Origin of the sequence: Psychrobacter sp. T6-5 (assembly GCF_052258485.2) — a bacterium.
Classification (GTDB): Bacteria; Pseudomonadota; Gammaproteobacteria; order Pseudomonadales; family Moraxellaceae; genus Psychrobacter.
Window position 1 is genome coordinate 2874228 of the sequence record NZ_JBQQEY020000001.1, and the last position, 12194, is coordinate 2886421.

Below are 12194 nucleotides of genomic sequence, written 5' to 3' on the forward strand. Positions count from 1 at the left end.
AATGGATGTCAGCAAAGGCATAATGAAATAGTGCTAGAAACGATGCTCCAGCTGTAATAGCGCCAGCTTTTTTATTCAGCTGCGCATATATAATTCAGTGGTGTATATTATACACAGTATTTTAGGCATTGCAAGGGCAATCTCTGAAGTGATGAAAGATACCAGCTCTCAGAAATCTGCTTTGCCAGTTGGCGTGTTGCCACCAGAAAATTTTAACTGTACTCAATGGTATCAGTCTAAAACGATATCATACTGTTCTTGAGTATATAAATTCTCTACATCAAACGTAATAACCCTACCTAGTAGATACTCTAAATCGGCTACCGTATCTGACTCTGATGTCAGCAATAAATCAATGACTGCGGCATGAGCGACAACGGTGAACTTTTTGGGAGAGTTATAAGTGCGAGCACAGCGCATGATTTCGCGGAAAATCTCAAAGCAAACTGTCTCTGCCGTTTTGACAAACCCGCGACCTTGGCAGGTTGAGCAAGGCTCACACAGCTGTTGTCCTAGTGATTCACGTGTGCGCTTACGTGTCATCTCTACCAATCCAAGCTCACTAACCTGCGTAATTTTGGTTTTTGCATAGTCTTGGGTCAGCTGCGCCTGCAAGCTCTCTAATACATCATCCTTATGCTGCTGCTCTAGCATATCAATGAAATCAAGAATGATAATACCGCCTAGATTACGCAGGCGCAGCTGACGTGCAATAGCATGTGTGGCTTCTAGGTTGGTCTTATAGACGGTGTCCTCTAATGAGCGACCGCCTACAAAAGAGCCTGTATTGACATCAATCGTCGTCATTGCTTCTGTTTGGTCAATAATCAGATAGCCACCAGACTTTAGGTCGACACGACGTTTCAATGCATCACGTAAATCATCCTCAACCCGATGCACGTCAAACAGTGACTGCTCTGCCGTATAATGCACGATTTTATCGTAAATAAACGGTACAAACTCTTTGGCAAAGTATCTGACTTGCTCATAGATTTGCGTATTATCAATGATGACTTTTTCGGTATCAGCATGTACCAAGTCACGAATAGAGCGCAGTGGTAGCGATAGTTCTTGATAAATAAGTTCTGAGCTCTGGTGATGATTGATCTCTTGGCGGCGAGCACAGATAGTACGCCACAGCTGCAACAGATAGTAAATATCTTCTTCTAGCTTATCGACAGGGACACGCTCAGCCGCAGTACGAGCGATCAGACCACCTTTTAGATTGACTGTTTGCATTAAGCTACTAAGCTCAGTTTTTAGACGCGTGCGCTCTTCTTCACCATCAATACGCTGTGATATACCGATATGATCGCTTGATGGTAAATAGACCAAATAGCGGGATGGTAGTGATATATTGGTGGTTAAGCGAGCGCCTTTGCTACCCAACTGGTCTTTGGTGACTTGCACCAAGATACGCTGGCTTTCGTGTAATCGATGCTGAATCAAGGTCTTAGAAACAGGCACAACCTCCGTACTTTGAGCACTGACAACCGGTGGTGTGACTGCTAAGCTATCCGTGGATGTTTCTGTGGTGGCGCTATTGTCACTATTTTCTTTTTTGTCATTTGTAGCGGCTTTGCTTTTGTCTTCTGCAACTGGGCGAGGCTCACGCTGCATATCATTAACATGTAAAAATGCTGTCCGCGATTGACCAATATCAACGAAGGCTGCCTGCATGCCTGGAAGGACACGTACGACTGTACCCAGATAAATATTGCCGACCAAACCCAGTTTGTGATGTCGCTCAATATAAATCTCACCCAAGATGCCATTATCTAAAACCGCAACACGGGATTCCATTGGACTAATATTAATCAGCAGCTCTTCGGACATAGTTTTTTCTCTTATCTCTCAGCTTTCTTATCAGACGGTCATCGTCTATTAGGTTGACAGTGTAACAAATGCGCCTTGCTCTTGCCCATTGCCCTACCGTGTCATTATGTGCATATGTAATTATAACGGGTCAACGATATCCTCACTGCCTTCTGTCATGTCTTTGATTAAGGCCAGCGTTTGCGCCAATGGCAACCCAACGACATTGGTATAACTGCCGTTGATACGACTCACCCAAGCAGCACCCAAACCCTGAATACCATAGCCACCCGCTTTATCAGCAGGCTCTCCACTGTCCCAATAATTGCTCATCATCTCTGTAGTCAATGGTATGAAGGTTACTGCTGTACGCTCAGTAATTTGCTGCTGCTCGATAATTTGGAATGCTTGGATGCGCTCTGATGTATTGTGTTCTGTTACTTTAGGTAGCCGCTGTATTTTAGTGGCTTGTACAGCAGTCCATACTTCATGGATATTATCTGACATCTGCTGCCACATGCTATAAGCGTGCTCACGATCGGTCGGTTTAACCAGTACTGTCTTGCCATTTGGTAACACACCGATGGTATCAGAGGTCAGTATGATAATTGATTCGGCAGAAGTGTCTTTATTAGTATTTAACGTTTCATTTAATTGATCTATGGCAGCTATGGCTTTGGTAGCGACCATACGTTCAATATAGTCTTTGGGTAATTCATCATCTTGCGGCGTTTCATCAATATCTACGCTCAATACTCTAAAATCTAACTGTGCTCTTGCTAGTAGCTCTCGACGGCGCGGCGAACCAGACGCTAAAATGATATCCATCGCTCTTCTCTTCATTTACAAATTTATGAGGTATGTATTTTTTAGATATTTTGTAGATAAGTTAATAAACATTATTAACGCGCAAACTTGCGTAGAGCCAGTAAAACAAGTGGCCAGCTGATGATACTCATCATAAGCGACAAAGCAGATTTTGCGATAAAAGTATTTTGGATAAACATCTGCAGCATCCATAAATTTAGCTGAAAAACAACTAACCCTAAACTGGCTATCAACCATGCGCTGATGGTATTTAGTTGTCTAACATAGATACTAGTAATTTTGATCACTAGTGCCACCACGACAGCGGCAAAGGCTTGCTGACCTAAATGGGTGTCCATCAGCAAATCTGCAATAAGCCCGATGGTAAATGCAGTAAAGATACCCACATAGCGCGGCTGGAACAGTAGCCAATATATCAGCACCATAATCATAATCATGGGCCGCAGTGTTGCCATACTTGGACTTAATGGATACACATTGAGCGATGAAGCAATAATAAAGCTTAGAACAATGACCACAATCAACAGTGCCGTTGAATTCTCAGAATCAGGATACGACATGAGTACTTACCTTAGCGATTGTATAGTGGCTACTGTGATATGGTTGATTGAATATTGATAAGATACTATGGATAAAAAATTTGATGAGCCATTTGGTAGTTTTGCATAAAGTGTTAATGTATCTTTGCTACTGACCAATAGCAGTGTCGTTTTTATTGAGTAGCTTGTCTTGGAGTATCAATACGTACGCATTATCAATAAAGTTTGCAGAGGGCGTAACCTCGATACTTCTAAAATTATCCGCTTGCTCATCTTTGATGTGGGCAATACGGCCAACACGATAGCCCGCTGGAATTCGCCCACCCAAACCAGATGATACCAACTCATCACCCACGCGCACATCTGAAGTCTTAAAGACATAGTTTAGGCTCAGTGCAGATGGGATACCTTGGCCTGTCACGATAGCCCGCTGGCCAGTACGCTTGACAGTGACAGCCACTGACTGCTGCTCATCCGTAATCAATAGTAAACGGCTCGTATTAGGATAGACGTTAATGATCTGTCCTAAAATACCATCTTCATCGATAACCGTTTGTCCCACTTGTACACCATCTTGCTTGCCTTTATTGAGCACAACAATCTGTCTGAGCAAGTTGGTATCTGTACCAATGACTTGAGCTAAGTTGAGATCAAACTGCTCAGGCTTAGTGGTTGATAAAATCCCTTGCAAGCGTGCGTTTTGCGCCAAGATATAATCTTGTTGCTGCAGTTTGGCATGTGCATGAATGAGTTGCGATTTTAGTTGCATGTTTTCACGGCGCAGCGCTTCTTTTGACTGCAAACTACCACTCGCCCAATGCTTGGCATAGCTCGGTAATAGAGACATTTCATAAATAGGCTGCATGGCAGCATGACTGGTACTACGTACTGGATTGAACCATTCCGAGTTTTTGCTATCAAACCACATCAGTATTAAGGCTGCTATCAATACAATGGCAGTCTTACGAAGTGATAACGCTTGGCGCGCAAAGATACTTGGAGTCATAAGTCGTCTAATTTAAGAATTCTAAAATGAGCAATAGCACTTATTTAGAGCATGAATGTTTATCGGTGATATCGGGTTCTAGCATGGATTAATGCAATTAAAGGCAGCGCAATTGGCTACCTTTAATGTTATTTACTTGTCATCTCATGGGTTATGTCAGCCATCCTGAAGCGGGATAATAGCGATAGCAAAGGTATGTGGGCATAACACTCATGAGCAAAAGCTGTTTAAACAAAAATCATGTTCAGGCTTTTGTTATTGATAAAATCAAGGGCGATACCACCACCACGGCTAACGCAGGTTAATGGGTCTTCTGCTACCGTCACTGGTAAGCCAGTCTCTTGCGAGATAAGCTTGTCAAGATCGCGTAGCAATGCGCCACCACCTGTCAACACGATACCGCGCTCTGCGATGTCTGATGACAACTCTGGCGGCGTCTGCTCAAGGGCTACTTTTACAGCGCTGATAATACCGCTCAATGGGTCAGTCAATGCTTTTTGTACTTCTTCTGAATTGACGATAAAGGTCTTTGGTACGCCTTCTGCCATACTACGACCGCGCACTTCTACCTCTAGCTTGCTGTCTTCATTCAATGCAGAGCCGACTTCTTTTTTGATGCGCTCAGCGGTCGTCTCACCAATCACACAACCATGCGTACGGCGCACGTGTGTAATAATCGCCTCATCAAACATGTCGCCACCGATACGGATAGATTCAGCATAGACGCAACCAGATAGCGCGATAACGGCAATCTCAGTCGTACCACCACCGATATCAACAACCATAGAACCACTGGCTTCATGAACAGGCATGCCAGCACCGATAGCCGCAGCCATTGGCTCTTCTAGCAATAATACTTTGCTCGCGCCTGCTGATGATACTGCCTCACGAATCGCCTTACGCTCAACCAAGGTTGACTTACATGGCACGCATACCACCACGTTAGGCTGTGCCATAAAACGCTTGGCTTTTACCTTAGTGATGAAGTGTTTTAGCATTTTTTGTGTCACTTCAAAATCAGCAATCACACCGTCTTTTAGCGGGCGAATCGCTGTGATATTGGCAGGCGTACGACCCAGCATTTGCTTGGCATCGATACCCACAGCAGCGACGGTCGGGTTTTGAGTACGATTGCTTCGTAATGCGACCACCGTAGGCTCGTCAAGTACGACGCCTTTATTAGGAATAAAAATAAGGGTGTTCGCAGTACCGAGGTCGATAGCGATATTATTTGATAAAAATCCAAACAGGTTCATGACTAATATATCCAGCGTCTTACGAATGAGGCGAATGAGATTGACTGAGGTGTTACTCGTCAGTGTTGAGCAGGTCGTCGTTAGACATTAACGGAAGCGAAAGTGAATCATCGCAACCAGTCAAACCTAAGCAATAATGATGATATGAAAAACTGAGCTAAATTATACCGATTTAGCTCAAAAAAAACATAGGTATTTGCATCAGTAAGCAAGGATTTTTGTCTTAGACGCTAAAAGTTGTTACAAAGTTTGAAATAGTAGTGACTATCATTCAACTCAATGAAACCGCTTTTAATGTGATAACTAACAAGGCTCTACAGGCAGATGATTACTTTACTTAGTAGTAGGTGCATACTGTAACGTATTTTAGAACCTAATTGGGAAGCAATTGAAAATCAATCATGAATTATTCGGTCAGTTTTGCAAGTATTTGTGTATTGCTATGTCAGCACTCTGCCTTGATTGATACGGTGTGTTGATGGATATTGTGCACCAATCAAGCCTCATGCTCTGTAAACTTGGGTCAGATGCTTTATAATAAGCCAACTTTATCGCCAATTGTACTTTAGTGCTTACGTATTCTGACTATCGTAGTCAACCACTCTAACAAAACTGTCCTTAACTGGAGAAACTATGTCTCAGCAACCAGCAACGTCTGACAACACTGTCAGCCGCGAAGAAATCCTAGAAGTTGCCAACCTTGCGCGCTTGGGTGTCGATGAAAGCACTGCCGATAGCTATGCCGATGATATCAGTAAAGTATTAAAATTGATGCATACCTTATCTAACGTTGATACCACAGACATCAAACCACTAGCCAATATCCATGAAGCTTGCCAAGAGTTACGTGCTGACGTGGCCAAACACGATATCAATCGCGAGCGTAATCAGTCAGTCGCACCTGCTGTCGAAGACGGCCTATACCTTGTACCTCAGGTGATTGAATAATAGTGGCTGAATAACACAACCACGCATTTGCCATTATCCTATTTTATTTTATGCTATTCACATTTTGACGGACGACACCTTATGTCTGAACTTCATTTATTAAGTACCGAGCAGCTGATTGCTGGCTTGCAAAACAAACAATTTAGCAGCACAGAATTAACTGAGCATTACATCAAGCGTATCGATGCGCTAGATAGCAAGATCAATAGTTTTATCACACATACTTCTGAGACAGCACGTGCACAAGCAAAAGCCGCTGACGAGATGCGTGCACAAGGCGATCAGCGTCCACTACTTGGCGTACCGATGGCGCACAAAGACATCTTTTGTACCCAAGGCGTATTGACGACTTGTGGATCTAAGATGCTACATAACTTTGTCTCTCCATATGACGCGACTATCGTTTCTAACATCGACAAAGCTGGCATGATTAGCTTAGGTAAGCTCAATATGGATGAGTTTGCGATGGGCTCAGATAACAGCAGCTCATACTATGGTACGGTACAGAACCCTTGGAACCTAGAGCGCGTCCCTGGTGGCTCGTCAGGTGGTAGTGCTGCTGCTGTTGCCGCAGGTTTTGTCCCTGTTGCTACCGGTAGTGATACGGGTGGCTCTATTCGTCAGCCTGCCTCATTCTGTGGCCTAACCGGTATCAAGCCTACTTATGGCCGTGTGTCACGCTTTGGTATGATTGCCTACGCTTCAAGTTTGGATCAAGCGGGTAGCATGGGACGCAGCGCGAAAGATTGCGCTTACCTACTTCAGCCAATGATTGGGCACGATCCGCGCGATGCCACTTCTATCAAATACGATATGCCTAACTACGTACAAGACATCAATGATGCAGAGGCCGCGTCTGGTGATAAGCCATTTGACGGTCTTCGTATTGGTGTGGCTAAAGAATACTTCAGTACAGGGCTTGATAGCGAAGTCGAGCAAGCAGCACGTGCCGCGCTCAAGAAGTACGAAGAGCTGGGCGCAACGATTGTAGAAGTGAACATCACTGACCCTGAGATCACGCTTGCTACTTACTACATGCTAGCGCCTGCCGAAGCGTCATCAAACCTATCACGTTTCGATGGCGTACGTTTTGGCTATCGCTGTGAGAACCCAACGGACCTTATCGATCTATACACGCGCTCACGTTCTGAAGGCTTTGGCCCTGAAGTACAGCGCCGTATCTTGACAGGTACTTATGCGCTATCGGCTGGCTACTTTGATGCTTACTATACTAAAGCACAAAAAATCCGCCGCTTAATCGTCAAAGACTTTGATGAAGCCTTTGCTAGCTGCGATGTGATTGCTAGCCCAACCGCACCGACGGCGGCTTACAAGCTTACTGACAACCTTGATCCTGCGACGATGTATTTAGGCGACGTTTATACCATCGCGGTTAACCTAGCAGGCCTACCTGCGCTCAGTCAGCCAGTAGGTTTGACGACAGGAGGTCTACCTATTGGCTTACAATTGATCGGTAAGCACTGGCAAGAGAGTCAATTGCTCACGACTGCGCATCTGTTCCAGCAGCATACCGATCACCATCTACAACACTCTACCATCGCAAAGGAGACGGTATAATGAGTACAGCTACTACTGATAACAATGCCGTCCGCGAGCACGCCGTGCGTAAAGAGCTATTTGTTGATGGCTATGAAGTGGTCATCGGTATCGAAATTCACTGCCAGTTAAATACAGAAAGTAAAATATTCTCAAGTGCGCCAACTGACTTCGGTCATGAGCCAAACAGCCAAGCTAGTATCGTTGATTTGGGTCTGCCTGGCGTATTACCCGTACTAAATGCTGGCGTGGTCGATCGTGCCTTAAAATTCGGTATCGGTGTCAATGCTGAGCTGGGTCTATTTAATACGTTTGACCGTAAAAACTACTTTTACCCTGATTTGCCTAAAGGCTATCAAATCACCCAAATGGCCAATCCTATCGTGGGTGAAGGCTATATCGATGTCGTGGTCAATGAGGGCGAAAAGAACGAATATCCTAAACGTATGGGTATCACCCGCGCGCATCTAGAAGAAGATGCAGGTAAATCTGTCCATGACGCAGTCGATGGTATGACGGGTGTAGATTTGAACCGTGCTGGTACGCCACTAATCGAAATCGTCTCTGAGCCAGACATGCGCTCAGCCCACGAAGCACTTGCCTATATCAAAGCCATTCATCAGCTAGTCACGTGGCTAGGTATTTCAGACGCCGTGATGGCCGAAGGCTCATTCCGCTGTGACTGTAACGTCTCTGTACGTAAACCTGGTGATGATCTTGGTACACGTACTGAGCTAAAGAACCTAAACTCATTCCGCTTTATCGAGCGTGCTATCAACCGTGAGATTGAGCGTCAAATCGATATCTTGGAAGATGGCGGCAAAGTCGTCCAAGCAACGATGCTGTATGATCCAGAGCGTGACGAAACGCGTACCATGCGTACCAAAGAAGACGCCAACGACTATCGCTACTTCCCTGATCCTGACCTGCTCCCTGTCCGAATCGAGCAGCATACCGTTGACGCGATCAAAGCAGCGATGCCAGAGCTACCGGTTGCTCGTCGCGCACGCTTCGAAGAAGCGCTTGGTCTGTCAGAATATGACGCGCGTATCTTGACTGGTAGTCGTCAAATTGCCGATTATTTCGAAGCTGTGGTCGCAGAAGTTGGGCAAGCAGATGCCAAAATGGCTGGCAACTGGGTCATGGGTGACTTACTCGGCGCACTGAACAAAGATGACACAGATATCATCGACTCCCCTATCAGCGCCAAACAACTGGCTGGTATGCTTAAGCGTATCAAAGATGACACGCTATCTGGCAAATTGGCTAAGAAAGTCTTTAGTGCGCTATATGAGCGTGAAGGCGGCAACGATGATGATGCAGCAGACAAAATCATCAAAGAAAAAGGCCTCAAGCAAGAAACTGATACTGGCGCTATCAAAGCGATGGTCGAAGAAGTCATCGCAAAAAATGAAGCGATGGTCGAAGAATATCGCGGCGGTAAAGAAAAAGCCTTTAACGGTCTAGTTGGTCAGGTCATGAAAGCCAGTCGCGGTAGTGCTAACCCGCAGCAAGTGAACCAAATCCTAAAAGAGCTATTGGATTAAAGCTACCTGCGCAATAAAGGTACTGACTGTGATGCGTAGAATAATGTAGTAGATTTTGGCTAGTATAAATAGCCCTTGCAATATGCATAATTTTGCGTAAAATAGTCAGTCATTCGGGGCGTAGCGCAGTCTGGTAGCGCACTACACTGGGGGTGTAGTGGTCGCAGGTTCAAATCCTGCCGTTCCGACCAAATATAGATTTAGGGCAGACCGTCATTGACCGTCTGCCCTTTATTTTGGGCGTTTTTTTATGACCCTATAAGCGGCTAAAAAGGAATTATCTTTACTACCTTTTATTGATCATAAAACAGAAATTAAAGACACAATCCCCACTATCATTAGCTCATAGTGTCCTAGCACTGTCATAAGAATTTATAATCGTTCGACAAAATAGATAACCTTTGTTTCTATCGTTTCATTTGCTAAAGACAGTTTTCAGACGCGTTAAGCGAAAGCAACCAAACTATTTTTATAATCCCCAAAAATCTATAATATTCTAAAGCACTGGCGTGCATCGAATAACTTTTCATCTTTACAATGTACAAATTAATGTTTTAAACGGTACTTCCATTGCTTAAGTGTTGGTCGTTTTCTGCTGTTGCACAATAAGATGATAGCCTCATTGTAAAAATCCATATCAAAAAATGGCGTATTTGATTCAGACGTCGATTCCATACAATTAGTACGGTCCAAATTATATACGGGGCCTACTGTTTCTTTATTACATCTAACACATCTATATACTGATCCTCTCTGTCCAACAAAAACAGCAATCTCTCCACAAGAACAATCAAGAGCCATATTCCTCAATATGTTAGCAGCTATACATACCGAAGAATTACATGACTTTTCTTCATCATACTTTTTAGATCTAGTTTTTTCTCTGAATAATGTAGCCTTAACTAAGCTTATTATGCTCATACATAGTCTCTCAAATTGGTTTAAGAATACGTCTCAGATAGAAATACTGCTTACAAGGGCACATAAAACATACTTTATACTTTATTAACATAAAGTAATCATATTGTAACTTAGGCTTACGAATAACGCTATTAATATAATCGGATATATGAATACTAATAAGTCATATTCTTTAGATAAGGAGAAAAGCCAATCATTGTTTTCAATGGTTGGCTTTTTTTGTGCTAAATTTGATGGGTGGTTTTATGATGTTTTGATTGAGCAAATAATAATAAAAATCTTGCAAGGCATGATGAATAATCAAAAGACAGCCGTTCATACACCTTTAGGCTGGCACTGCCTTGTACCTATTTTGGTTTAAGGGTGTGTAAAGGTGTGAATTGTGAGTAATAACGATATAGCATTAATTTTCGATACTGCAGAATATTACAGCTTGCAAGAAGCTTGTGACTATTTAAATAGAAAGCATAAAACTAATAATATCACTCCAAAAAAATTATTGAAAAAAATATCTAGTCGGGGTATCAATACGTTCATTCACTTTCGCATGGATAGCTATCTTGATAAGCCATTACAAGCAAAAATAGAGTTTTACAACTCAAATGTTTTTTCTACAGATATAAATATTTATGATTTATCTGAAAAAGATTTAAAGCCTATTGTTGATACTCTGAAAAAACTAGAAAAATTTGTGTCTAATAGAATTATAGATGATTTATATATGGGTTCTTTTTTGTTTACAGTAAGCAAGGAAACAATATCTAATATGACCTTGAGTAATGATCCTGATGATAAAATATTTTTATTCGGATTAGAGGGCTTTATTCAAAGACCCAACTATACTGATGACCCATCTAAGCCGAGACAACTTGCAGAGTGGCAGATAACTGTAGAAGATAAAAGTTATCAACTAACAGACATTAGTTATATAAACTTTGTTATTGACTCTATAGACGATAAAGATTTAGCCAAGTTTGCCGAAAAGTCACCTTTTTCATGTTCGTTTAATAAAAGAGCTGATTTTTCTTTCGTTGAATTCAATATCAAACTAAGCGATATAATAATTTTGCATAATGACTTGTTAAGCCTTGAAGAAGAAAGCCTGAATAACAAGCCTATTGAAAGTAAAGGTAAGTTTGAAAGTAGAAAAGGTGTAAGTTATAAGAAGGTTTTAGCAAAAGAAATTGCAAAGCATGTGGCAGAAGAACAGTGGCTTCAAGATACTGAAAATAGAATAAAAATTGGTGAGATGTGCAATATAGTATGGGCTAAGCTAATAGAGTATAACCTTTCCGAAGAACTGCCTAACCATATAGACAATCTAAGACCTTGGATCAAAGAAGTATCACCTAGCTATGCTAGTGAAGCAGGCAGACCAAAGTCATAAATTAAATATACTTCAACCTATGTTTATATAGATTAAGCTAGGTTGAGGAATTTTTTTATATAATCAAACTACCTAAACTATCCATATCGCAGAACAACGCAGTGATACAAATCATACGATATGGAGCAGTTGATATGACACAGAGAAATCTTACCTCATCTAATTTAGAGCAGCAACCACCCCATAACGCACCCAAAAACCCATCGAAATGGTTATTATCAATAATCAAGACAACACTCAGTATTCTATTACCTTACTTGCTATCACCGCCTGATATCAGTATTCATATCCATCACATTAATATCATATTTTAGCGCCAACAAACTGAACACTACACTAGCGGATACTTGTCATCTATAGACTTTTATAGAACGAGCCGTTAGGGTAAAT

General features: G+C 42.5%; 10 protein-coding genes and 1 tRNA gene. 6 read left to right on the forward strand and 5 right to left on the reverse strand.

What is annotated here, in order from left to right; genetic code table 11:
- Positions 1-231: 231 nt before the first annotated feature.
- The 5 genes from ACTXGK_RS26995 to ACTXGK_RS27015 form a co-directional block, all read right to left on the reverse strand.
- Positions 232-1836, reverse strand: coding sequence for an Rne/Rng family ribonuclease (locus tag ACTXGK_RS26995; protein WP_443517445.1), 1605 nt, complete (start codon positions 1834-1836; stop codon positions 232-234).
- A gap of 120 nt (positions 1837-1956) precedes the next feature.
- Positions 1957-2643, reverse strand: a complete 687-nt coding sequence (locus ACTXGK_RS27000; protein WP_443517446.1) for a Maf family protein — start codon at positions 2641-2643, stop codon at positions 1957-1959.
- A gap of 74 nt (positions 2644-2717) precedes the next feature.
- Complete coding sequence (mreD, locus tag ACTXGK_RS27005; RefSeq protein WP_201599211.1) at positions 2718-3203, reverse strand: rod shape-determining protein MreD; 486 nt, start codon at positions 3201-3203, stop codon at positions 2718-2720.
- Positions 3204-3330: 127 nt separating this feature from the next.
- The gene (gene mreC / locus ACTXGK_RS27010) at positions 3331-4188 is read right to left on the reverse strand and encodes a rod shape-determining protein MreC (protein ID WP_201599210.1); all 858 of its coding nucleotides are present in this window, start codon (positions 4186-4188) and stop codon (positions 3331-3333) included.
- Between the two features lie 227 nt (positions 4189-4415).
- Positions 4416-5453 carry a rod shape-determining protein gene (locus ACTXGK_RS27015; RefSeq protein WP_443517537.1) on the reverse strand — a complete coding sequence of 346 codons (1038 nt, stop codon included), beginning with the start codon at positions 5451-5453 and terminating at the stop codon, positions 4416-4418.
- A gap of 624 nt (positions 5454-6077) precedes the next feature.
- Between ACTXGK_RS27015 and gatC the strand changes: the two genes are divergently transcribed.
- The 6 genes from gatC (at position 6078) to ACTXGK_RS27045 (ending at position 11804) form a co-directional block, all read left to right on the forward strand.
- Positions 6078-6392, forward strand: a complete 315-nt coding sequence (gene gatC / locus ACTXGK_RS27020; RefSeq protein ID WP_443517447.1) for an Asp-tRNA(Asn)/Glu-tRNA(Gln) amidotransferase subunit GatC — start codon at positions 6078-6080, stop codon at positions 6390-6392.
- Between the two features lie 81 nt (positions 6393-6473).
- Positions 6474-7970, forward strand: coding sequence for an Asp-tRNA(Asn)/Glu-tRNA(Gln) amidotransferase subunit GatA (gene gatA, locus ACTXGK_RS27025; protein ID WP_443517448.1), 1497 nt, complete (start codon positions 6474-6476; stop codon positions 7968-7970).
- The gene (gene gatB / locus ACTXGK_RS27030; RefSeq protein WP_443517449.1) at positions 7970-9496 is read left to right on the forward strand and encodes an Asp-tRNA(Asn)/Glu-tRNA(Gln) amidotransferase subunit GatB; all 1527 of its coding nucleotides are present in this window, start codon (positions 7970-7972) and stop codon (positions 9494-9496) included. The genes gatA and gatB overlap by 1 nt, the downstream gene beginning before the upstream one ends.
- 114 nt (positions 9497-9610) lie before the next feature.
- A tRNA-Pro gene (locus ACTXGK_RS27035) sits at positions 9611-9687 on the forward strand.
- An 878-nt stretch (positions 9688-10565) separates the two neighbouring features.
- Positions 10566-10778: a hypothetical protein gene (locus ACTXGK_RS27040; protein WP_443517450.1), complete on the forward strand. Its 213-nt coding sequence runs from the start codon at positions 10566-10568 to the stop codon at positions 10776-10778.
- Between the two features lie 21 nt (positions 10779-10799).
- On the forward strand, positions 10800-11804 hold the full coding sequence (locus tag ACTXGK_RS27045; RefSeq protein ID WP_443517451.1) for a hypothetical protein: 1005 nt from the start codon (positions 10800-10802) through the stop codon (positions 11802-11804).
- Positions 11805-12194: the final 390 nt, after the last annotated feature.